We start from the raw sequence: 20,323 nt of genomic DNA, 5'->3' as shown, positions 1-20,323 counted from the left end.
ATTATTAGAGAAAGCTGGCAAAAAGAATGCGCTTTGTAAAGGAAAGTGTGAAAATCCTATTCCCGAACCTAATTATACGGTCCCTAACCTTAAAAAAATATAAATAAAATCAACAAGTTATAGCACCATAAAAGTGCTGTGGCGGAGGGGGTGGGATTCGAACCCACGGTACAGTCTCCTGCACGCCGGTTTTCAAGACCGGTGCCTTAAACCGCTCGGCCACCCCTCCAAACTGGATATGCTTTTTGACAAATTTCTTGTAAAAGGTCAATCATTTTAATGCGCATTTTAAAGCGTTCTTTGTAAAACTATTTAAATTTCAATTAAAATAATTCTTCATAAGTCAATTCTTTGAGTGTGTTATCTAACGGTTTCATTTTTAAACATGATCGTTTTTTCTGTTTAAAAATTTTTCACAAAGCAATATTTTTTTAAGTTTTAACGACCGATATTCGTAATAATAAGAAAGGTTCAGTTGAAAATATTTGATAAATTATATTAAATTCTTTGCGGGCGTGTATTTTTGAATTATTTTATCTTTCCAGATATTTATTCTATTCAGATATCTAGTGCGTCTAAAGGGTATCTTGGAGGGAATAGCTGGTTTGCACTATTTGGAAAAGTTTTATGTAAGATTTGCATCGACAGTTTAAAATCTCTTCCAGATATGACTGGAAATTAGGTGTATTTATAATACTTTTTTTTGTGGGATAAGCAAAAAGTTAGTTGGAACGGAAGAAAATATTATTGAACAATACGCTTAGATCAATAGATAGCTTGTTAAGGTATTGCATAGTTTTTCAAGAATAGAACTTAAAAACGCTAAATTATGCAGAGGCAGAAAGCATAAACTTTAATAGACAAGGTTTTTAAAGCCGATTCATTCATAAGTATGTTTAGAACAAAAAACTTATTTACAAAATAAAATGGTGGGCGATGAGAGCAAATAAAAAGCAAGTAAAATAAAATAGTTATGTCTAATATGAGGGAATAGGTGAATCTTGATTCTATTGAGTTTTTTTGCCTCTATCCCTCATCTTTTTGAAGCTTTTTTATGGCTTCAAGAGCAAGTTTTTTACGGTCTGCGCTCTTTGTGTAAAGAGATGCCATAGCGTCATCTGTCCAGCCAAAAATTGCTTTGAGTTGTGATACTGTTGCACCAGAGTTAGCTGCGCGTGTTGCTGCTAATTTTCTTAAGCCATGTGCTGATTTTTTGATTCCCGCTACGTTACAAGCCTCACGAAAAAGGTTGCCAAAACTTTCTTTAACGAGTTTTTTACCTTCTTTACCACAAATGAATGTTTCTTCTCCAATAGGACCAGTTTCAAGTGTTTTTGCTAGTTCCGGTAAAATAGGAAGAAAAACATCTGTTTGGAATTTACTTTTCTCTGTTTTAAGATGAATGATATTATTCTTTACATCTTTCCAGCCAATGCGGACCGCATCACCACGACGCAAACCCGTATATAAAAGAACATCAATCCAAACGCGTTCATGGGTACCATGGGACCATCTTTGATAATATTTCTCAACATCTTCTTCTGTCCAAACAGCAAACCCATCTTTGTTGTGAAGGGCTGGTCTTTTAACACCTAAGGCTGGATTATTTTCTAAAAGACCTTGGTCAATTGCCCAATTAAAAAGTCCATTAAGGGCTTTCAGAAAGTTTCTAGCCATTGCTGGTGTTTCTTTACGCCGTTCAACACCGGCTATAATATGCTTCTTTTCAATTGCTTGGTATGGAATGTTTCCTATAGTATCACATACCTTCATAAGGATGAGTTCTTTTTGTTTTTTTGTAGCTTTAGTGTAACTATGCCAATTAGAGCTGTTAAAGTATTGTTTAAGCAGCCATGCAAATGAACCTTCAACAAGTTTACCGGTTTTTGATTTAGGAAGTATAAGTCCTTGTAACTCGGCAAGTGCGCTTTTGTAGTTATCAACAAACTCTTGCGTTCCATAGGTACCGCGTATTCTAATGCGTTTGCCATGACCAATACGTACATACCATACAATTTTGCCATGTTGAGTAATTTGTTTAACGAGATGAGGAGGACGTGGTTTAGGCATGGTATTTTACATCTTAGAGAGTGCGGTTTCGTAATATTCATTCTTTGACAAATCTAAAAGTTTGTCTGGGTGGTTAACTGAATTTGGTATTGGAATATCGGATTTAAGATAGATAAGCAGTTCACCGGTAGGTTTGATTTCTACGAGTTCACAACCTTGTTTTTTAGCTTCTCTTAAAGCGCGTGCAATGGCTGGTTGCGTTATAGCAGCTGGACGAGGCGCCATATCTTTTCTCCTTACATTGAGATGCAATTCACGTGTGGCGTGAATCACGCATTACTTGAAAGTGTTAAGAAGGGTGGGGGTGCTTGTAGATATGCGGGGAACAAAACACCCCCATAAGGTTAAGCAGCTTTTGTTGAGAGTTGTTTTATCTCTCGTTCTATCTCTGCTAAAAAGGTTTCAACAGCTTGATTGATCTGTTCAATTTGTTGATCATCACGGAGAATACGCTTGACTTTCATGCGTAAGTGAAAGAATTCCCCCGTAAAACGTGGGTCATAGCTTACGAAATCACACCACTTTCGTTCTGTACAAGCCATTTGGAATTGCATCTGTGCGTGATATTCAGGCTTGATTTCGTCACCTATACAAAAGCGCATATGTGTTACTGATCTCGGGCATTTGACTTCGATTAAACCGTCTTCTCCAATGAGACCATCGGGGCTAGCCCCCGCCATTTCTATTGTGGGGTGTTGGATAAAGCCGCATTTTGTTATATCGGCATCATAAATGAAGCCATATTCTCTCAAGGCATCATCTTCATGCTCAATACCCCATCTCATATCTTCAGTTTCATAATAGGGGCTTGTTTCGCCTGTTAAGCGCTCTGTTATGAGTTTGATTTTGTAGTCTTCATATTTGCTCGTAGGCAATCCTTTTGTAGTTTTACTGAGTACGCTGTAAATGTTTGATGCGGTGACTTTACCCAAGCGCGCTTGAAACCATTCTGCTGTTCTTTGTTCCATATCACACCGCCGTTCTTTGTTCTTGTGGTACATATTCTATATCTTGGACGTGAATATATTCGGCATCTTGTATAGGCGCCTCTATTTGCTTTTGTTGTAGGAAAGCTTGTTCTTTTTCATGCTGTCTCTTTTGCAAAATATCCAAAATCCTTTGTGCTACTTCATCAGGAAGATCTTCAAGTCTGTCGACTTGTGCATACTCAAGCACTTTTTCTTCTTCTGTTTGAGTGATGTTTATTAATTGTTTGATTTGCGTAAGCACATCATAAGAAACTAACTTCGTTTGTACGTTATGGTTTGCTTCATTGATACGTTTTGCTTCATCTTCTTCATAAATACCGGAAAGCCCGAAAGCATAGCGAGCACATTGTATAGTAGCTTTATGGCGCAACATGCGTGCTGGATATTTTTGCCATGCTTCACTTTTTTCTTGTTCGCATTCTTTGCGATATTCGATGACTTCGATAGGGTCTTTAATTCCCTTGAGACGAATAGCACATTTGATAGCAATGAGCTTCCCATCCTTATCGAGTTGATCTTGAAAGGTCATGCCATCAAAGTCAGGATTTGATTTGATGATCTTTATCCAACCGTCGATAGAAACAACGGGTATGATGCCGCCGCCTTTTTTAGGGAGTGCATAGATTTCTTTTGTTAAAGGGTTAAGTCCATAAGTATTGGCAACAAAAAGAAAAACGGCAAATTCTGCATCAGTGATGACACTAGCATTTTTATATCCAATACAAGTTTTTATGATTGTTTCTCGAAATTCTTCAGCAGAAAATCCATATTTTCTTGCCATTTCTGTTAAAAAAGTGGAATTTGTCATCTTGATTTCCTACATTGCGCGCAATTCCCCCGTGGCGTGAATCACGCTTGTGTTTAAAAATGTTGTTTGGTTGTTAGAAACGGCTTATATAGCTTATATCGCTTGCTGAATAGTCACTTTCGTAGATGATTGAATTGCGTCCACGAATTTCAAGATTACCAGAAATATTTACATTATCTAAAATATATACTCCATCTAGAATTTTCATATTTCCGGAAATGTGTGCTTTATCACTTATATAAGCATCTCCATAGACACGGGCATTGCCATAAACATGGCCCAAAACTCGAGCCTCACCATAAATTTGTGCATTGCCGTAAATTTGCGCATCATATTCAACATATGCTTCACCGCAAACTTTTGCATTTTCATAAACACGCGCCCTGCCTGTAATTTCTGCGCGTTCAAATACTTGTGCATTGCCGAAAATCTTAGCGTCACCACAAACCATAGCTTTATGCCAAACCCAACAATCGCCTTCATGCGATAGGTTGTCTTCTTTTTGTATATAGCCACCTAAGTAACCTTTTTTAATATTTCTAAAATCTCTTAATGCACGTATGCGATAAAGTTTTTTACTTTTATCGGTTCTTGCATCATAAAATTCTTTTATTTCATCAGTCAGTTCGTATTTCTTTTCCATGATTACTATTTCTCACGTTCTTCGATTATGGTGGAGCCACTAATTTTACAATTTCCAGCAATGTTTACACGACAGCAAATATATGCTTGATTGTAAATTTTAGCATTTCCGTAAACGTGTACACTTTTCCCTATAACAGAATTCCCATAAATCCGCGCATAGTCAAAAACCTTGGCATTATCTCCAACATAAGCACCACCAACTTCGGCATAATCAGAAACTTGTGCATTGCCATAAACGCATGCATTCCCATAAACCCGCGCATCATCATAAACTTTGGCATCACCGTAAACGTGTGCATTGCCAAAAATCCAACAGTCTCTCTTATGGCTTAAGTTGCTCTCTTTTTCTATAAAACCGCCTAGGTCACCTTTTTTGACATATCCAAAGTCTCTTAATGCTCTAATTCGGTGAAGAGTTCTTCCATCAAACACAATTTTTTCATCAGTAAGTTCGTATTTTTTCATCTGGTTTGTTACCTAGTTGAGATTCTTTTATCGCCATCAATCCAGTCGTCCCAACATACACATGCTTCACCGTAAATTTTTGCATGACCGTAAACATGCGCATCACCGGAAACTTCTGCATTGCCGTAAACACGCGCCCTATCATAAATGTATGCCTTTTCGTAAACTTGTGCATTGCCATAAACTTCTGCATTATCAAAAACGTGCGGTTCACCGCAAATATATGCATCACCGTAAACTTCTGCATGACCATAAATGCATGGTTCATCGCAAACTTCTGCTTTGCCATAAATACGAGAATTGTTGTAAACATGTGCATAACCGTAAACTTGTGCATTTTCGTAAACCAAGGCATCACCAAAAACCTTGGCATAACCATAGACTTTTGCATAATCCCCAATCCAGCAATTACCACGATGCGATAGGTTGTCTTCTTTCTCGATATAGCCTCCTAAATCACCTTTCTCGACGTTTCCAAAGTCTCGTAATGCGCGAATGCGGTGGAGAGTTTTGCCCCCAACTTCGATTGTTTCATCAGTAAATTCGTATTTTTTTTCCATGGTTTATTTCCCTTAATGCATGTTTTGTTTTTTAATCTCTTGAGACAACATACCAATTCCTTTTGCTGTGATTTTTGCGCAAGGAATGACTTTTTCTATTCCACTTGCGGTTTGAAGTGTAATGGTGGGACAATCCATTAGTCCTTTTTGGATTTTATCCTGATAAGGCAATAAGCGATCCCCGAAAGTGCGTCGATACACCCATCCTTTTTTCTGTAGGAAGAGAATGAATTGTTTTGGTTGCATTTCGAGCACTTTAGCGGCTTCAGTAAGACCGAAGAGCCCATCAGAGCGTTGTAAGCTTTCAAGAGCCATGGCTTTTGGTTTTAAATCTTCAATGATGATGTCTTTACGCTCATTTTCATTTTTTAGATGAGTTAATACACCTAACATTACTTGTGGACTTGAGTAATCGATTTGTGGTGTAAGAACTTGCTTTGCACGCCGCTCGCATTCAATAAAATATTGACGGGCTTGTTTACCTTTCTTATTGTTTTCAAGCATAGAAAGCTCTTTGGCTACGCTTAGAGTTAGATGATAGTCTTTACGATTGTGACCACCCCTTCCTTTGCTTCCCAAAATAGGGAAGCAAACAAAGTCTTGATTTTCTACCAAATTATATTTGTTGATACGTTCAGTAATCCAGTCCGCAAATTTTTTACCTACTTCTAAAAAACTATGCAAATCACGTGCGTTGACTGTTTGAACGCTTTCTTCGTTAATGGTGTTATTTGTAATAGTGATAGGATTATCCATTTTTATAATCTCTTTGAATTACCAATATTGATAAGAGAAGGTGGCGTCTTTTAAAAACGCCTTTAGCTTTTAAAGCACATCACAAGGACGCAAACGGTGTTGTTTTTCGTAAGAACCATACATTGCATCATCATATTCGCGCTGTTTTATATCATCTAAAAAAAAACCGTATGCTGTGCTGTGTAGAATAAAATCGTGAGGAATGTTTCCGTTGAAACACTGCTCTTCACATTCTTTAAGATAGAATTCGGCAATATCTTCAGAGATATCTTCGCAACGATTAGTCGTTGGTTCAATACGCAAAATTTGGACAGCATTATCGGCTTGGTCGATAAATTTGATCATGTCACTTTCTTCTAAGAAAGGACCAGATTTAGCGAGATTTTGCTCTTCATTTTCGCACATCACTAAGAGAATTTCATCAGAATTTATAAACACTGGTTTATTCACAAATGCCTCCATACTGCCTATTGGCAAAAGTTATTTTCTAAGATATGGGATATCTTGATACCAAAATGGTAATTTAAAGTCAATACCAAAATGGTTATTTTTTATTTTTTATTTTTTATGAGTAGAACAAATGGATGAAAAATGGTCAATTAATACGCAAATATTGGAACTATGGAATAAATTGACAGAAGATGAAAAAAGAGAGTTTATTCTTTTTTATCTTGATAAAATGAAGAAAGGAGATCCAGAAGTTTAACCTTATTATCGTAGCTTAGATGCTCTAACATATCTTCAATTTGTTCATCTAAGCTATTAGGCTTATTTCCTGAAAACAACAATTGTTTGGGAGTAATTTTTAAGTGTGGTGCCAAACGTATAGCCCACTCTTTTGTTAATTTTCGTTGCCCATTTTCTAAACGAAAAATTTGTGGCTGACTAGTTCCCACCAATTCGGCTAATTCTTTTGGAGTTAAACCGACTTTTTGTCTGAAAAATTTCAAATTATTCATGATTCTTATCCTAATTAAAAAAAAAATCCTTTCAAATGCCAATATGGTAAAATTTCCTTGTTTTAATAATACCGATATGGTATAAAAAGGAATGTCTAAACTAAAACTGTATTTATCAAAGAATAATATTACTTATGCCGAGTTTGCGATTTTGGTAGGTGTTACGCAAGCATCTGTAGCACGCTATGTAAATAAGAAGCGATTTCCGCATCCTAAGATAATAAAAAAGATAGCAGAAGTTACCGATAATTACATAAGCCCTAGCGATTGGTATCAAGAGAATTTTCCTTCAATTGCAAAAAGTTCCGGCGTTGATAGCGCGCGTGAGACTTTGCAGCCTTAAGGAGGTGATGATGGCTGTAGAAAAGAAATACGAACTTACTGATGAAACAATTGAGTTTGCTGGAAAAACTCTTCACCGCATTCGTGCATTGAGAAGCTTTGGAAAAGTTAAAGCAGGTGATGTTGGTGGTTTTGTAGAGAGTGAAGGCAACCTCTCTCATGAGGGCGATTGTTGGGTTGGGAATAGGGCATGGGTTTATGGTGATGCACGTGTTTTTGGCAATGCCAAGGTTCTTGGTTTTTCTCATGTTTATGACAATGCCCGTGTTTATGAGAATGCCAATGTTCTTTTAGCAGCTGCGATTTATGGCAACGCCAAGGTTTGTGGTAATGCGCATGTATTTGGCAATGCCAAGGTTTGTGATGAAGCTGCGGTTTTTGGTAATGCTTACGTTTACGATAATATCCATGTTTATGGCAGCGCCAAGGTTTATGGCAACGCCAAGGTTTGTGGTTATGCCAAGGTTTGTGATGCTGCTAAGGTGTTCGGTCATGCCGTGGTTTATGGTAAGTCCAAGATTTATGGAAATGCATATGTTTGCGGCACTGAAGAATATGGTGGCGACAGAGTTTATATGTGTTCACATAATGCAAATGAAGCGCATAAGAATGATGATGGTAAGCCTCGTGTAGAGCTTATACCGCCGTTGGCACTGCTTGAAATTGGTAAAGTTTTAGAGTTTGGGGCAAAGAAGTACGGAGCAAACAATTGGCGTAATGGCATGCACTGGAGCAGGTTTCACGGTGCTGCTTTACGTCATTTATTAGCATGGTTTGGTGGAGAGCATAAGGATGCTGAGAGTGATTTATCACACTTGGCACATGCGGCTTGTTGCATTCTTTTTTTAATGGAATGCGAAGCACAACAGATTGGTCATGATGACCGCCCTCATAAAAATTAAAGGAGATAAAGATGAGTTCGAATGAAATTTTATGGATAGCAGTGGTTTCAGTTTTGCTCTTAAGCGGAGTGATGTTTCGTATTGCATTGCATTATCGCAACCAAGTTAAAGCACTTAAAGAGCAGGTTCAAGATATTAAGAAAAAAATGAAAGAGAATGAGTTTAGGTATTTAATGGAAAGCAAGCAAACAATTGATGAATGTGATGCAGATCTTGAAGAACGTGACAAGGAAATTAAACAACTGAAGCAAGAGATTGAAGAACGCGACGAGGAAATTGATGAACTGAAGCAAAAGATGGAAGAATGTGACGAGGAGGAAATGGAAGAACTGAAGCAAGAGATTGAAGAACGTGACGAGGAAATTGAAAAACTTAAACAAAAGATAGATGCGTACCGAGAAGAGTTTAAACGGAAAAGTGAAAAGATAGAGCTACTAACAGTACATGTTCAATCATGTGATGCGGAAATTAAAGAATTGAAGCAAAAGATAGATGCGTACCGAGAAGAGTTTAAACGGAAAAGTGAAAAGATAGAGCTACTAACAGTACATGTTCAATCATGTGATGCGGAAATTAAAGAATTGAAGCAAAAGATAGATGCGTACCGAGAAGACTTTAAACGGAAAAGTGAAAAGATACAGGCACTAAAAGCAGATGTTCAATCACGCGACGAGGAAGTTGAAAGACTAACACAAGAGCTTAAACAGCGTGATGAAGCAGTAAAAGCGCCGCCTCATAAGAATAAGAAGAGTAAGAAGAAGGGTAAGTGAGGAGATAGAGATGGGCTTAATTGCGCTTATTATATCTTGTTATGCAGCTTATACTGCTTTTAAAACCACAAAAAGGCTTAGACAAGAGATAAATGAAAAAGACGAAATAATACACGAGCAAGCAAAGCTCATTGAAAAATTATCTTTTCCTAACGTTTCTTATTGTGTGAATTGCAGTAAAATTGTGTGCAGAGAAGTCGTTTAAGCACCATTCTAAGAAAAAACCATCATTAAATGTAAGTGATTTAGATGCTTCATACAATTCTTTGTTTTGATCTAGGTACGCGGACTGGGTGGGCGATACGTGGTGCAAGTGGTGACATGTTCAGTGGTACCGTGAATTTTCAATCGCGCCGTTTTGAAGGCGGTGGAATGCGTTACTTGCGCTTTAAGCAATGGCTATCAGAAATAAAGCAGACAGCAGGTCAAATTGACGTGGTGTATTTTGAAGAGGTGAGGCGTCATAAAGGTACAGATGCAGCGCATATTTACGGTGGTTTGTTAGCAACGTTAACGGCGTGGTGTGAACAGCATCAGATACCGTATGAGGGGATACCAGTAAGTACGATTAAGAAAGCGACGACAGGCAAGGGGAATGCGTCGAAAGAAGAGATGATTAAGGCGGTGCGTGCAAAAGGGCATGCGCCTTGTGATGACAACGAAGCAGATGCTTTAGCAATTTTATATTTAGTTAAAGAAAGGGAATTGGGGTATGTCCAGTAAATTACCATGGACGAGGCTTTTTGCAGACAAGTGGCTTCTTGATCTTGCTTGTTTACCCGCAATTGAAGGCAATGTTTATATGCGATTGCGATTGCAAATGTTGCGCACTAGAGAGCCTCTTGTAAATGATGCGCAAATATTATCTCATTTTACGTGTTGTTCAGTAAAAAGATTTCAGAAGGCATTAGATTACTTATTTAGATCTGGACACATTATTCTTTCAGAAGATGGTCATTTGTGGTGTTCAGATGTTGAAGAAGAATTAAAAAATTCAGACGAAACTTTAAATAAGTTTGCAGAAAGAGCAGCAAAAGCCGCCAATACTAGAAAACATAAAAACCACGAAGAATCTTCAAGAGAGCTTCAAGATTCTTTAAGAAGTCTTCAAGATTCTTCAAGATGTCTTGAAGATTCTTCAAGAGGGTACAATAACAATAACATTAACAATAACAAAAAAAATAAAAATATTATTTTATCAAAAAGAGAAATTGATTTTGAAAATTTAGAAACAAACGATTTGGTTGACGAGCCAATCGAGTGTGATGTTGAAAGCCAATCAGAACAAATCAAAACGATAGAAACCAAACAACCAATCATTCACGAGCAAAATATCAATCTTTCAAACGAAGTTAACAACCGATGGCAAATTAACGAAGCGATGATTGCGAAATTGCCTTCACGAAAAGTTAAAAAGGTTGGAAAAAAACTTTCAGAAATCTTTGACACGATGATGCCTGCTTATTTTCCAGAGAAAGCAAACTTTTTTGAAGAAACTAAGAAAACAAGCGAAAAACAAGACGTTGAAAGAATACTAGAAGATTTCAAACCCGATTTTCAATACGCAACTGAACAAGGATTAACGCATGATGAAGCCTTATCAGAATTTGAAAAATTTGTACGCTTTTCAAAATCCAACCCATGTCGAAATACAAATGAACGCGATTGGCAAAGCGCTTGGGATAATTGGATTACGCATCCAGAATATGGATTGGTAATTAAGAAACACAAAAAATTAGAAACGGAAAAACTATATGCAACCGCATGCTATAAATCATCATCAAACAATTTCGCAAACAACCTTTCAGAAAGATTTAGCATACCCCCAACAGCGATCTACGCTTAAAGACACTTATGGATCAGAAATAGAGCTTTTTTCGGGAGCATCAGTCATGAAATCGTATTTAAAAGGATCCGAAAAAACAGCAAAGTAGTGAAATTTGCTGATGATTTTGAGAATAGAGATGCGTTTAAATTGACAGAAAGGCACCGTACAGAGCGATTTAAAGATTTTGTGATAAAAAACACATTGAAATTAAAAACGCTTCTGTACGGTCCATTTTGAGGCAAATAAACCCATTGGTAAAGTTATGGATTTAGATAGGGGATATTAAACCAGATGTTTTTAAAAAAACGTAAACAGAAAGGGCAAAAAAAGTGGGTTGCAACGGCGGTCGGTCATGCACCATGGGGATTAGGGGTAGCAGAACATTTTTATAACCTTTACGAATATGATGATGGCACAAGAGAATACGAAGAATTTGACGGTGGTCAGTATCATGAGATGCCTGAGAATGTTGATTACAGTACCAAGGCGCAAGTGAAAGCTTGGATATATGGGGGTGGTATTCCGAAAAGCGTTCTCAATTACGAACCTCTTATAGACGAGATCAATAAAGAGATCAAAAAATTATCGAAAACCGCAGGAAATAAATATGTTTACAGATAAGCAGCTAAGAGCCTTGTTTGGTATTATAATTTTTATATTTTTATGCTTTCTAGGAATTAAAAAAAATCCCTATTTTATCCAAGGTATTTTGATATTTGCATCTTTTGGTTTGATAATAATAACAAATATTTTTGTAATTTTATGCAATTCTCATATTCCTTTTGAGTTGCAGAACAATCCAAAATACAAACGTGGCAATACAACAGGTTGGAAGACATTAACACGTGATTTACAACAGTATTTGCACAGACTTTTAAAGCTAATAAGTTTAGCGCTTGTCGTTTTAATTTTTCCAAATAGTTATACTGTATTTTGGTATTTAGATATCGTTATTTGGTACTTTTTTTTAGTTTATTCATTCTTTCTCATGTTGCATACACGCAGTTTAATAAACATGTCCATTTACGCACTACATTTTATACTAAAAACCAAAAGTAAAATTTAAAAGCACTTGGTATTCAATTAGGTAGGTATCAAAATGAAAAAAATTGAAAAAAATAAAAAATACGTATTGACATTAAGGAAAGGTTCGTTTAGAAAGGCATCAAGTGTGTAGAAACACTTAGCGAATAGCGGATAGGTTACGATACAGCCTCTCCCATGCCTTTTAAAATACTGACTTTCTTTTATGCTATCATTGGCATATAACGATTTATGTCGGGTGTAGTGTGTTATACAATACCCTTTTTAGGGGAAAGCACACAGCGGACTATTCGCCGTGTTTCTAGCGCCCGGCGCCCTTATAGGGTGTCAATAGAAACCTTCTTTACGAATAGGATTTATTATGCAAAATTCTGTCAAAAAATATCAACTCACCAATCAAACAATTCTTCGTGAGGGTAAAAAACTTTATCGCATTAAGGCGTTAAGAGATTTTGGTGATGTTAAAGCTGGTCAACTTGGTGGCTATATTGAATCTGAAGAAAATCTTTCCCATGATGGTAATTGCTGGGTTGGTGATCAGGCCATTGTTGTGAGCCCTGGTCGTGTTTACGAAAATGCGCAGGTTTATGGCAATGCAGGTGTTGGTGGTTTTGTATATGGTAATGCTCGCGTCTACGATTCAGCAAAGGTTTTTGCCAATGCCCATGTGTATGATAATGCCCATGTTTTCGATAGTGCAAAAATTGTAAGTAAAGTGCATGTTTATGAAAATGCCAATGCATGTGGCATGGCTATTGTTACTAAGAATATTTGTGGTGACACAATGAATAATGTTTATACAGAACGCCTTTCTCCTTATGGTGAAATTTGCTTTGTTATGTGTCGTGCTCATAGGAAAACAGCTTAAATAACGGCGCGGGCGCGGCGGGGGCGCCTCCTTATAACCATTTCACTTAAAATTTGTTTGAATATTAGATTAGGAGTTACCTATGACCACTACAACTGTATCTAAAAAATATGAATTTACTAATGAAAACTTCACTTTTGATGGTCTTACTTTACACCGCATACGTGCTCTAAGAGATTTTGATGATGTTAAGGCGGGGGACCTCGGCGGTTTTATTGAAAATGAAAGTAACTTATCCCATGATGGCAATTGCTGGGTCTATGATAATGCCGCGGTTCTTTTCGATGCAACTGTTTATGAAAATGCTAAAATTTATAATGATGCTAAAATCTTTAGAGGTGCCAAGGTGTATGGCAATGCTATCGTTAATGGCAAGGCATTGGTTTTTGATACAACCGCTCATATTTATGATAACGCAAAAATTCATGATAACGCTAAGGTCTGTGGGCATGTTTATGGTAATGCCGTAATTAGTGATAATGCTACTATTTCTAATGGTGCCAAGGTTTATGACAATGCCCGTGTCTATGAAAGTGCGTATGTTTGTGGCTATATTTTTGGCAATGCCCATGTGTATGGCAAGTCACGGGTTTATGTCTGGGCGCGGGTTTATGATAATGCCCATGTTTTTTGTAATGCTTGGATTAAGGATTATTCAAGTATCTATGGTCATGCCAAGGTTTCTGGCTCGGCTCGTGTTGGTTGCTTTGTAAGGATTTATGATCATGCCAAGGTCTATGGCAAATCAAATATTGATCATCATGTGCAAATTTATGGCAATGCTGTTGTGAATAGCCGTGCAAAAATTCGTAATGATATCTGTGATGATAATCTGTCACTAAAAGACGCTGCTTAAATAACGCGGGGGGCTGCTTTATAGCAAAAAAGCCGCGTCCTTTAAGACACGGCTTTTATTATCAAAACAGCTAGCGATCTAAATAAACGATTAAAAGAAATAACCGAAATATAAAAGAACATCTCTTTATTGCACAAAACGTATCAAAACGCAAGCTGTTAAGTAAAATAAAAATGGGATTCACACTGTAGATTCAGTGATTTATAATTATCATTTATCAAATCAATTTAAATCATAATGAATAAAATGAGCGCTGTTAAATTACCTTCTTTTCAAACAGAAGAACAATCTTCTTTTCGTCAATTTCCCCATAATATTGAAGCAGAACAAGCTTTGCTGGGTGCTATCATTATCAATAATAATGCTCTTGATAGCGTTTCTGATTTTTTAAAAGCAGAGCACTTTTTTGAACCGTTGCATCAAAAGCTTTTTGATATCATTTCACAAATTATTCAAAGTGGAAAAGTTGCAGATCCCATTACTATTAAGCCCTTTGTTGAAAATGATGCGAAAATTGGTGACATCACTGTATATAATTACGTGGTGCGTTTAGCTACAGAGGCAGTCACAATCATTAATACTAAAGATTATGGAAGCGTCATTTATGATCTGTTTATCCGACGCTCTTTAATTAACCTTGGCACTCAAGTTGTGAATAGAGCTTATGATGCTTCTGTAGAACTTACAACATCACAACAAATTGAAACTGTTGAAAATCAGTTGTTTGAATTGGCAGAAAAAGGGAAATATGGAGGTGGATTTGAAAATTTTAATACAGCCATTACAAAAGCACTTAACATGGCAAGTGCAGCGAAAAAGCGTTCCTCAAGGCTCTCAGGGATAGCTACCCATATCAAAACACTTGATGAGAAAATGGGAGGGTTACAAGCATCTGATTTGATTATCCTTGCGGGGCGCCCTGCTATGGGGAAGACCTCTCTGGCGACCAATATTGCTTTTAATATTGCCAATGCTTGCAAGCGTCATGATAATAGCCAAGCCAATGAAGGGGGTATTGTTGGTTTCTTCTCACTTGAAATGTCATCTGAACAGCTTGCAACTCGTATTATCTCAGAGCAAATAAAGGTTTCTTCTTCTGATATGCGCCGTGGTAATATCTCAGAAGAGCAATTTGCAAAAATTATTCACGCAATGCGTTCCTTACAAACAATCCCTCTTTATATTGATCAAACGGGTGGTGTGTCTATTGCACAATTGTCCGCCCGTGCAAGGCGTCTTAAACGACAACATGGTCTAGATGTCTTGATTATCGATTATATCCAACTCATGACAAGCGGTTCAAAACGTTTATTAGAAAATCGCGTTCAAGAAATTACAGCCATTACCACCGGATTAAAAGCACTTGCAAAAGAACTCAATATTCCCATCATTGCTCTGTCACAACTTTCACGTCAAGTTGAAAACCGAACCGATAAACGTCCACAACTCTCCGACTTACGTGAATCTGGTTCAATCGAGCAAGATGCCGACATTGTTCTGTTCGTTTATCGTGAAGAATATTATCTCAAAAATGAAGAACCAAAAGAAGGCACTGCTGAGTATAGCAAATGGCAAGATGCAATGGAGCAAGCCAAGGGTAAAGCCGAGGTTATTATAGCAAAACAACGCCATGGTCCGACAGGAATCGTTCCCCTTGCATTTCAATCCGATTTTACACGCTTTAGTGATTTAGAACATAATGTAAAACATTAAATAATTGTTATTAGCTAACTGAAAACATTGTAAAAACACATAAAACATGTTATGATCTTTACATCATTTAATGGGACTTACAAACATGCTTAATAAAGTGATTTTAATTGGTCATTTAGGTGCCAATCCCGAAAGCAAAACAATGTCATCTGGCACCGAGGTGGTCAATTTTCGAATGGCAACGTCTGAGAGCTATACAGACAAGGCAACCAATAAGAGAATAGACAAAACCGAATGGCATTCCATTGTGGTGTTTAATCCACATCTTGCAAAAATAGCTCTCCAGTATCTGAATAAGGGCAGCAAAGTTTATATCGAGGGGCGACTACAAACCCGTAAATGGCAAGATAAAAACGGTGTTGATCGCTATGTAACAGAAGTCATATTGCCTCAGTACAAAGGCGAGTTAAAGCTTTTAGATGGCAAAAATGATGATAATCAAGATCAGTCATCTGCTTATGACAGAAGCATTTACAGACCTCTTGATACGCCCCATACCGTTATGAATGACAGTGTTCCTTTTTAATAGAGGGTATTTAAATGTCTGATAAGCCGCCGCTCCATACCTTTAGTGCAATCTGTAAATCTAAGCCAGTTTATAACTATACTATTACAGAGCAAGAGATAAAATCATTACAACATAATAATAAGATTGAGACATTCTGTAATATATCAGCAGGCTTTCTAACTGTAATGATGGTCATTATCTTCGTGTGGATGATGGGTGATGATGATTATTGGAAAAAATTAGCAGCCTTTGGTATATCAGTAGTGTTACTGTTATTTGTAGTGATTTTGGGTGGAGAGACACGGTCAAACTCAGAGGAAATTTGGGAAAACGTTAAACAGGTGTCTGAGGTTATCTGTGAAAAAAAATAAAAAAAGGGGACGCCCTAAAATAAAAGGGCAGGTAAGAGAACCAAATGGGCGTATATCACGTGCAAAAGCACCGCGTGAAGCCGTTGATAAATTAGCAATAGAGATGCGTGCAAAGCGCTTCGGTTTAACGCTACAAGAGGCAAAAAATCCACTCTCTGGGTCTTATATAGGGCGGCTTTGCTTGCAAGGCGTGCTTACTCAAGAGCAATACGACGCCGCGCAACAATATCTACAGATAAGAAACGACTATTTATGCGCAAAAGGCTTGCCTAATGCAATTTATGACGAAATGCCGTCATCTTCAGATGATAAGGCAAGAGATAAATGGGTAGCATTTGCAACAGAGAAGTTTATCAACACGCAAGAGGCACTAAAAGAAGCCCAATGCCTCTATAGACAATATAACCTTTATGCAGCGTTACAGTATCTCGTTATAGAAGATCAAATGTTACCACATCTTGTGAATTCATTACGCGTTACTCTTAATGTGCTTTATAAGTACTTTTCATTAGACAATTTTCCAAATAAACTTGATCAACGCTATCGTTAGTATTAACCCCAATATTACTCCAATTATTCCCAAAATCACTCTCAAACTTTCTTTTATACCTATACCGATTAAAACTAATAACCCTAAAATTATTATCCCTATTGTTATATTCCACATAAAAAGTGCAATTATACCACCAATGAAACCACAAATTAGAAGTGGTATTCCACAAGTTATTAAAGCTATGTCTTTAATGTTATCTTGTAGACCATCTTCACGTATTGTTTTTATCATTATACATGATATGATAAAACTCACGGCAGATATAGCTAGCAATAGAGCAGCCACTTTTTCTTGTAGATCATTTCCTATAAGGTTAGAATTAAATATTATAAGTGTAGGAATCCATGGAACAAACGTTGGTAAAAATAGTACAGTGCAGTATGCAACTATTTCTTTCCCTTTTTTTCCTGCTTTTTTAATGGCATGTATTGCATTGAATAGCATTAATAAAAACAATGCTATCAAAACTCCAATAAAGCATAAATTTTCTATAATCATTATCTTCTCTTTTTTGACGATCCACTGTTTAGAACACTGCTTAACCGATTCCTTTTGAATATATCAATATGTGTTATTTTTATGTTGACAAATTGTAGCAAATCGTATTTAATGACATTGCTGTACTTAGGCGTATTGTGTCTAGACGAGAGGCAGTGCAGTTTGAAATCCCCGCAAATGCGGGGTTTTTTATTATCTAGAGGGTGTATTTTATGACATCACAAAATACAGAACAGGCTCCACAACCGATTAAAAAGCGTATACCCCCAAAGGCAGGTCAAGGGCGTGTCAAAGGCGTTCCGAATAAGATGACGCGCATTTTAAAAGAAGCAGTGGTTAAGGCTGCTGAGAATGCTGGGAATAAAATTGGCAAGGATGGTTTGATTTCTTATTTGGAAAAACAGGCTATAGAATGTCCAGCGGCTTATTTAGCGTTGCTTGGTAAGGTGTTGCCTTTACAGGTAACAGGTGAAGATGGGGGAGCCATTAAGGTGATAACGCGTGTAGAAATCGCGCCTTTGGTCAATGACAACACGACAGATTAGTATTGTACCAAAGCTTATACCGATTTTTACAGGGGATGCTTTGGTACGGGCGGCTTGGGGTGGACGAGGGTCTGGAAAGACAAGATCATTTGCCTTGATGGCGGCTTTAAAAGGCTATCAATTTGGTATGCAAGGGATATCGGGCACTATTCTTTGTGCACGTCAGTTTCAGAATTCTTTGGCAGAAAGTTCATTGGAGGAAATTAAGCGCGCCATTGAAGCGCATGACTTTTTAAAGGACTATTACAAGGTTGGGGAGTCGTCGATTAAGTCGATAGATGGTCGTATAGCCTTTCAGTTTTCTGGTCTGGACCGGAATATTGCAAGTATCAAGTCTATGGGGCGTATTTTGCTTTGTTGGGTCGATGAGGCAGAGCCCGTTACAGAGACGGCTTGGCAGACGCTTATACCGACTTTGCGAGAAGAAGGAGAAGGATGGTGGGCAGAGTTATGGGTGACATGGAACCCGTTGCGAGAGAATGCCCCCGTTGAGAAGCGGTTTCGCTTTTCAGACAATGAGGCAATCAAGCGTGTGGAGATAAACTGGTCAGACAATCCGAAGTTTCCCAAGATTTTGAATGAAGCGCGGCTTGATGACCTTAGAAACCGTCCAGAGACCTATAAGCATATCTGGGAAGGGGATTATCTTACAGCGGTTCAAGGCGCTTATTATCAAAAGGAAATGTTGGCAGCTGAGCAAGAGGGGCGGATAGGGCGTGTTGCTCGTGACCCCTTGATGCAAATACGCGCCTTTTGGGATATTGGGGGCACGGGTGCTAAGGCAGATGCCACAGCGATATGGATAGCGCAATTTGTTGGTAGAGAGATCAGAGTACTTAATTATTACGAAGCACAGGGGCAGCCTTTATCGGAGCATATCGGTTGGTTGCGTCAAAATGGTTATGAGAAGGCATTGATGGTTTTGCCTCATGACGGTGCGACCAGAGACCGTGTGCACAATGTGAGTTTTGAGAGTGCTTTGAATGATGCGGGCTTTGAAACACAGGTTGTTCCTAATCAGGGAGCAGGGGCGGTTAAGATGCGTATAGAGGCGGTGCGGCGTATTTTACCTTCAGTTTGGTTCAATGAAGAGACGACCGTAGCAGGGCGCAAAGCACTGAACTGGTATCACGAGAAATGGGATGAGAAGCGCAATATTGGCTTGGGAGCAGAGCACGATTGGTCCAGTCATGGGGCAGATGCCTTTGGATTGATGTGCGTGGCTTATGAAGAACCTCCGACGATACAAAAGCGACCAGCTTATAGCGGCAGAACGGAATATGAGAGTACCTCATGGATGGCAGAATGATGTATGATGAAGAGCATTTAGATAAAGAAAGTAACGCATCAGATTTGTCGACAGAAGGCTTATTTCGCAAGCTTGTCAGTTGGTACAAAGAAGATGTGGAGCATGTGAATAAATGGCGTGAACATGCGCGGGAAGATTTTCGTTTTTACAATGGTGATCAGTGGAATGAGGCTGATTTAGCGGCGTTAAAAGAGCAACGCCGCCCCGTTATGACCTTTAATCGTATTGCTCCGCTTGTGAATGCTGTTGTGGGGTCAGAGAGAAATAACAAGCGCGAAGTGCAATTCATTCCCCGTCAAGTAGGCAAGGCATTGCCAAGTGAATTGCTTACCGGTGCGGCAGAATGGTTTCGGGACATGGCGCATGCAGAATATGCTGATAGTGATGCTTTCCAAGATGCGGTTATTTGTGGCATGGGCTGGACCGATACGCGACTTGATTATGAAAACAGCTTTGATGGTGAACCGGTCATTACGCGTTTAGACCCGTTAAAGATGGTTTGGGACAGTGCAGCGGTGCAACCGAACTTAACCGATGCGCAACGTTTGTGGTATGTGGACCGCAAGCCTTTGGAAGTAGCCAAGCAGATGTTTCCCAAAGCCCATTGGAGTGAACTGAGTGCAGATTGGGCTCGTGATGGGATTGCTTATGAGGGCATTCATCATAATGATCTTGAAGCTTATAATGATGAGAAGGGCATTGATGTTGAAAACGGTCGACGGATGATCACACTTGTTGAAGGACATTATAAACAAAAATACAATAAAGTCAATAGTTTGTTTGTAATTATTTTATAAGAATCCACTTAAGAATCCACACTTTTATACGTGATTCATTTGACTATTTTTTATATAAGATTGCCATGCATGAATAGACCCAAAAAAGCTAATCATAAAGAAGTTTAAGAAGAAAAAACAACTTCAAAATGTCCTTCAAGCGTTTTAACTTCTTTCGGATTAACAAT

27 protein-coding genes, 1 tRNA gene and 1 pseudogene are annotated in these 20,323 nt (G+C 38.1%); 17 read left to right on the top strand and 12 right to left on the bottom strand.

What is annotated here, in order from left to right:
* Nucleotides 1–139 precede the first annotated feature (139 nt).
* The 11 genes from ACFIKH_RS07620 to ACFIKH_RS07570 form a co-directional block, all read right to left on the bottom strand.
* Nucleotides 140–229: transfer RNA gene (locus ACFIKH_RS07620), tRNA-Ser, on the bottom strand.
* A gap of 797 nt (nucleotides 230–1,026) precedes the next feature.
* Entirely contained in the window at nucleotides 1,027–2,070 is a 1,044-nt protein-coding gene (locus ACFIKH_RS07615; protein WP_375671377.1) for a tyrosine-type recombinase/integrase, read from the bottom strand.
* A gap of 6 nt (nucleotides 2,071–2,076) precedes the next feature.
* Nucleotides 2,077–2,295 carry a hypothetical protein gene (locus ACFIKH_RS07610; RefSeq protein WP_012755083.1) on the bottom strand — a complete coding sequence of 73 codons (219 nt, stop codon included), beginning with the start codon at nucleotides 2,293–2,295 and terminating at the stop codon, nucleotides 2,077–2,079.
* Nucleotides 2,296–2,414: 119 nt separating this feature from the next.
* Complete coding sequence (locus ACFIKH_RS07605) at nucleotides 2,415–3,038, bottom strand: lambda exonuclease family protein (RefSeq protein WP_375652200.1); 624 nt, start codon at nucleotides 3,036–3,038, stop codon at nucleotides 2,415–2,417.
* Between the two features lies 1 nt (nucleotide 3,039).
* Nucleotides 3,040–3,867, bottom strand: coding sequence for a recombinase RecT (locus ACFIKH_RS07600; protein WP_375671375.1), 828 nt, complete (start codon nucleotides 3,865–3,867; stop codon nucleotides 3,040–3,042).
* 73 nt (nucleotides 3,868–3,940) lie between these two features.
* On the bottom strand, nucleotides 3,941–4,510 hold the full coding sequence (locus ACFIKH_RS07595) for a hypothetical protein (RefSeq protein ID WP_375627387.1): 570 nt from the start codon (nucleotides 4,508–4,510) through the stop codon (nucleotides 3,941–3,943).
* Between the two features lie 5 nt (nucleotides 4,511–4,515).
* Complete coding sequence (locus ACFIKH_RS07590) at nucleotides 4,516–4,977, bottom strand: hypothetical protein (protein WP_375671373.1); 462 nt, start codon at nucleotides 4,975–4,977, stop codon at nucleotides 4,516–4,518.
* 8 nt (nucleotides 4,978–4,985) lie between these two features.
* The gene (locus tag ACFIKH_RS07585; protein ID WP_375671371.1) at nucleotides 4,986–5,537 is read right to left on the bottom strand and encodes a hypothetical protein; all 552 of its coding nucleotides are present in this window, start codon (nucleotides 5,535–5,537) and stop codon (nucleotides 4,986–4,988) included.
* A 12-nt stretch (nucleotides 5,538–5,549) separates the two neighbouring features.
* The gene (locus ACFIKH_RS07580; protein WP_375626999.1) at nucleotides 5,550–6,293 is read right to left on the bottom strand and encodes an antA/AntB antirepressor family protein; all 744 of its coding nucleotides are present in this window, start codon (nucleotides 6,291–6,293) and stop codon (nucleotides 5,550–5,552) included.
* A 69-nt stretch (nucleotides 6,294–6,362) separates the two neighbouring features.
* Nucleotides 6,363–6,743, bottom strand: a complete 381-nt coding sequence (locus tag ACFIKH_RS07575; protein WP_375621921.1) for a hypothetical protein — start codon at nucleotides 6,741–6,743, stop codon at nucleotides 6,363–6,365.
* Nucleotides 6,744–6,949: 206 nt separating this feature from the next.
* Nucleotides 6,950–7,252 carry a helix-turn-helix domain-containing protein gene (locus ACFIKH_RS07570; RefSeq protein WP_183229374.1) on the bottom strand — a complete coding sequence of 101 codons (303 nt, stop codon included), beginning with the start codon at nucleotides 7,250–7,252 and terminating at the stop codon, nucleotides 6,950–6,952.
* 91 nt (nucleotides 7,253–7,343) lie between these two features.
* Here ACFIKH_RS07570 and ACFIKH_RS07565 point away from each other — a divergent pair, with 91 nt between their 5' ends.
* From ACFIKH_RS07565 to ACFIKH_RS07500, 14 genes are all read left to right on the top strand, one after another.
* Nucleotides 7,344–7,595 (top strand): helix-turn-helix transcriptional regulator, encoded by a 252-nt coding sequence (locus ACFIKH_RS07565; protein ID WP_273791720.1) that lies wholly within the window; start codon nucleotides 7,344–7,346, stop codon nucleotides 7,593–7,595.
* A gap of 574 nt (nucleotides 7,596–8,169) precedes the next feature.
* Entirely contained in the window at nucleotides 8,170–8,496 is a 327-nt protein-coding gene (locus ACFIKH_RS07560; RefSeq protein WP_375654754.1) for a dATP/dGTP diphosphohydrolase domain-containing protein, read from the top strand.
* Between the two features lie 11 nt (nucleotides 8,497–8,507).
* Nucleotides 8,508–9,266: a hypothetical protein gene (locus ACFIKH_RS07555; protein ID WP_375671369.1), complete on the top strand. Its 759-nt coding sequence runs from the start codon at nucleotides 8,508–8,510 to the stop codon at nucleotides 9,264–9,266.
* A 10-nt stretch (nucleotides 9,267–9,276) separates the two neighbouring features.
* On the top strand, nucleotides 9,277–9,471 hold the full coding sequence (locus ACFIKH_RS07550; protein ID WP_375637963.1) for a hypothetical protein: 195 nt from the start codon (nucleotides 9,277–9,279) through the stop codon (nucleotides 9,469–9,471).
* 44 nt (nucleotides 9,472–9,515) lie between these two features.
* On the top strand, nucleotides 9,516–9,989 hold the full coding sequence (locus tag ACFIKH_RS07545) for a crossover junction endodeoxyribonuclease RuvC (RefSeq protein ID WP_375671367.1): 474 nt from the start codon (nucleotides 9,516–9,518) through the stop codon (nucleotides 9,987–9,989).
* Nucleotides 9,979–11,112 carry a hypothetical protein gene (locus tag ACFIKH_RS07540; RefSeq protein WP_375671365.1) on the top strand — a complete coding sequence of 378 codons (1,134 nt, stop codon included), beginning with the start codon at nucleotides 9,979–9,981 and terminating at the stop codon, nucleotides 11,110–11,112. The genes ACFIKH_RS07545 and ACFIKH_RS07540 overlap by 11 nt, the downstream gene beginning before the upstream one ends.
* 273 nt (nucleotides 11,113–11,385) lie before the next feature.
* Nucleotides 11,386–11,715, top strand: a complete 330-nt coding sequence (locus tag ACFIKH_RS07535; protein WP_375671363.1) for a hypothetical protein — start codon at nucleotides 11,386–11,388, stop codon at nucleotides 11,713–11,715.
* The gene (locus tag ACFIKH_RS07530) at nucleotides 11,702–12,160 is read left to right on the top strand and encodes a hypothetical protein (protein WP_273791604.1); all 459 of its coding nucleotides are present in this window, start codon (nucleotides 11,702–11,704) and stop codon (nucleotides 12,158–12,160) included. The genes ACFIKH_RS07535 and ACFIKH_RS07530 overlap by 14 nt, the downstream gene beginning before the upstream one ends.
* Before the next feature lie 339 nt (nucleotides 12,161–12,499).
* Complete coding sequence (locus tag ACFIKH_RS07525; RefSeq protein ID WP_375627031.1) at nucleotides 12,500–13,006, top strand: hypothetical protein; 507 nt, start codon at nucleotides 12,500–12,502, stop codon at nucleotides 13,004–13,006.
* A gap of 82 nt (nucleotides 13,007–13,088) precedes the next feature.
* Nucleotides 13,089–13,862 carry a hypothetical protein gene (locus tag ACFIKH_RS07520; protein ID WP_375627030.1) on the top strand — a complete coding sequence of 258 codons (774 nt, stop codon included), beginning with the start codon at nucleotides 13,089–13,091 and terminating at the stop codon, nucleotides 13,860–13,862.
* 237 nt (nucleotides 13,863–14,099) lie between these two features.
* A complete protein-coding gene (locus ACFIKH_RS07515) occupies nucleotides 14,100–15,575 on the top strand; it encodes a replicative DNA helicase (protein ID WP_375671361.1) in 1,476 nt (491 codons plus the stop codon).
* Nucleotides 15,576–15,660: 85 nt separating this feature from the next.
* A complete protein-coding gene (gene ssb, locus ACFIKH_RS07510) occupies nucleotides 15,661–16,101 on the top strand; it encodes a single-stranded DNA-binding protein (protein ID WP_375671360.1) in 441 nt (146 codons plus the stop codon).
* 14 nt (nucleotides 16,102–16,115) lie between these two features.
* Nucleotides 16,116–16,454 (top strand): hypothetical protein, encoded by a 339-nt coding sequence (locus ACFIKH_RS07505; protein WP_375671358.1) that lies wholly within the window; start codon nucleotides 16,116–16,118, stop codon nucleotides 16,452–16,454.
* The gene (locus ACFIKH_RS07500) at nucleotides 16,441–17,004 is read left to right on the top strand and encodes a hypothetical protein (RefSeq protein ID WP_375671356.1); all 564 of its coding nucleotides are present in this window, start codon (nucleotides 16,441–16,443) and stop codon (nucleotides 17,002–17,004) included. Before ACFIKH_RS07505 ends, ACFIKH_RS07500 begins: the two co-directional genes overlap by 14 nt.
* On the opposite strand, the gene ACFIKH_RS07495 is transcribed toward ACFIKH_RS07500, so the two are convergent.
* Nucleotides 16,963–17,505: a hypothetical protein gene (locus ACFIKH_RS07495; RefSeq protein WP_375627049.1), complete on the bottom strand. Its 543-nt coding sequence runs from the start codon at nucleotides 17,503–17,505 to the stop codon at nucleotides 16,963–16,965. The two genes, ACFIKH_RS07500 and ACFIKH_RS07495, sit on opposite strands and share 42 nt — an antisense overlap.
* A 212-nt stretch (nucleotides 17,506–17,717) precedes the next feature.
* Here ACFIKH_RS07495 and ACFIKH_RS07490 point away from each other — a divergent pair, with 212 nt between their 5' ends.
* The 3 genes and pseudogenes from ACFIKH_RS07490 to ACFIKH_RS07480 form a co-directional block, all read left to right on the top strand.
* Nucleotides 17,718–18,050 carry a hypothetical protein gene (locus ACFIKH_RS07490; protein WP_375652132.1) on the top strand — a complete coding sequence of 111 codons (333 nt, stop codon included), beginning with the start codon at nucleotides 17,718–17,720 and terminating at the stop codon, nucleotides 18,048–18,050.
* The gene (locus tag ACFIKH_RS07485; RefSeq protein WP_375671354.1) at nucleotides 18,031–19,359 is read left to right on the top strand and encodes a PBSX family phage terminase large subunit; all 1,329 of its coding nucleotides are present in this window, start codon (nucleotides 18,031–18,033) and stop codon (nucleotides 19,357–19,359) included. Before ACFIKH_RS07490 ends, ACFIKH_RS07485 begins: the two co-directional genes overlap by 20 nt.
* A pseudogene (locus ACFIKH_RS07480) lies at nucleotides 19,344–20,138 on the top strand (portal protein); the annotation flags it as partial. The gene ACFIKH_RS07485 and the pseudogene ACFIKH_RS07480, both read left to right, overlap by 16 nt.
* Between the last annotated feature and the right edge of the window lie 185 nt (nucleotides 20,139–20,323).

The organism is Bartonella sp. SD1336NMGDW (genome assembly GCF_042193565.1).
Lineage (GTDB): Bacteria > Pseudomonadota > Alphaproteobacteria > Rhizobiales > Rhizobiaceae > Bartonella > Bartonella grahamii.
This window is presented reverse-complemented; position numbering and strand designations above follow the sequence as displayed.

Coding starts and splice junctions, on each gene's coding strand:
- ACFIKH_RS07615 (WP_375671377.1), bottom strand. CDS start 2,070: ATGCCTAAACCACGTCCTCCTCATCTCGTTAAACAAATTACTCAACAT.
- ACFIKH_RS07610 (WP_012755083.1), bottom strand. CDS start 2,295: ATGGCGCCTCGTCCAGCTGCTATAACGCAACCAGCCATTGCACGCGCT.
- ACFIKH_RS07605 (WP_375652200.1), bottom strand. CDS start 3,038: ATGGAACAAAGAACAGCAGAATGGTTTCAAGCGCGCTTGGGTAAAGTC.
- ACFIKH_RS07600 (WP_375671375.1), bottom strand. CDS start 3,867: ATGACAAATTCCACTTTTTTAACAGAAATGGCAAGAAAATATGGATTT.
- ACFIKH_RS07595 (WP_375627387.1), bottom strand. CDS start 4,510: ATGGAAAAGAAATACGAACTGACTGATGAAATAAAAGAATTTTATGAT.
- ACFIKH_RS07590 (WP_375671373.1), bottom strand. CDS start 4,977: ATGAAAAAATACGAACTTACTGATGAAAAAATTGTGTTTGATGGAAGA.
- ACFIKH_RS07585 (WP_375671371.1), bottom strand. CDS start 5,537: ATGGAAAAAAAATACGAATTTACTGATGAAACAATCGAAGTTGGGGGC.
- ACFIKH_RS07580 (WP_375626999.1), bottom strand. CDS start 6,293: ATGGATAATCCTATCACTATTACAAATAACACCATTAACGAAGAAAGC.
- ACFIKH_RS07570 (WP_183229374.1), bottom strand. CDS start 7,252: ATGAATAATTTGAAATTTTTCAGACAAAAAGTCGGTTTAACTCCAAAA.
- ACFIKH_RS07565 (WP_273791720.1), top strand. CDS start 7,344: ATGTCTAAACTAAAACTGTATTTATCAAAGAATAATATTACTTATGCC.
- ACFIKH_RS07560 (WP_375654754.1), top strand. CDS start 8,170: ATGTGTTCACATAATGCAAATGAAGCGCATAAGAATGATGATGGTAAG.
- ACFIKH_RS07555 (WP_375671369.1), top strand. CDS start 8,508: ATGAGTTCGAATGAAATTTTATGGATAGCAGTGGTTTCAGTTTTGCTC.
- ACFIKH_RS07550 (WP_375637963.1), top strand. CDS start 9,277: ATGGGCTTAATTGCGCTTATTATATCTTGTTATGCAGCTTATACTGCT.
- ACFIKH_RS07545 (WP_375671367.1), top strand. CDS start 9,516: ATGCTTCATACAATTCTTTGTTTTGATCTAGGTACGCGGACTGGGTGG.
- ACFIKH_RS07540 (WP_375671365.1), top strand. CDS start 9,979: ATGTCCAGTAAATTACCATGGACGAGGCTTTTTGCAGACAAGTGGCTT.
- ACFIKH_RS07535 (WP_375671363.1), top strand. CDS start 11,386: ATGTTTTTAAAAAAACGTAAACAGAAAGGGCAAAAAAAGTGGGTTGCA.
- ACFIKH_RS07530 (WP_273791604.1), top strand. CDS start 11,702: ATGTTTACAGATAAGCAGCTAAGAGCCTTGTTTGGTATTATAATTTTT.
- ACFIKH_RS07525 (WP_375627031.1), top strand. CDS start 12,500: ATGCAAAATTCTGTCAAAAAATATCAACTCACCAATCAAACAATTCTT.
- ACFIKH_RS07520 (WP_375627030.1), top strand. CDS start 13,089: ATGACCACTACAACTGTATCTAAAAAATATGAATTTACTAATGAAAAC.
- ACFIKH_RS07515 (WP_375671361.1), top strand. CDS start 14,100: ATGAATAAAATGAGCGCTGTTAAATTACCTTCTTTTCAAACAGAAGAA.
- ssb (WP_375671360.1), top strand. CDS start 15,661: ATGCTTAATAAAGTGATTTTAATTGGTCATTTAGGTGCCAATCCCGAA.
- ACFIKH_RS07505 (WP_375671358.1), top strand. CDS start 16,116: ATGTCTGATAAGCCGCCGCTCCATACCTTTAGTGCAATCTGTAAATCT.
- ACFIKH_RS07495 (WP_375627049.1), bottom strand. CDS start 17,505: ATGATTATAGAAAATTTATGCTTTATTGGAGTTTTGATAGCATTGTTT.
- ACFIKH_RS07490 (WP_375652132.1), top strand. CDS start 17,718: ATGACATCACAAAATACAGAACAGGCTCCACAACCGATTAAAAAGCGT.
- ACFIKH_RS07485 (WP_375671354.1), top strand. CDS start 18,031: ATGACAACACGACAGATTAGTATTGTACCAAAGCTTATACCGATTTTT.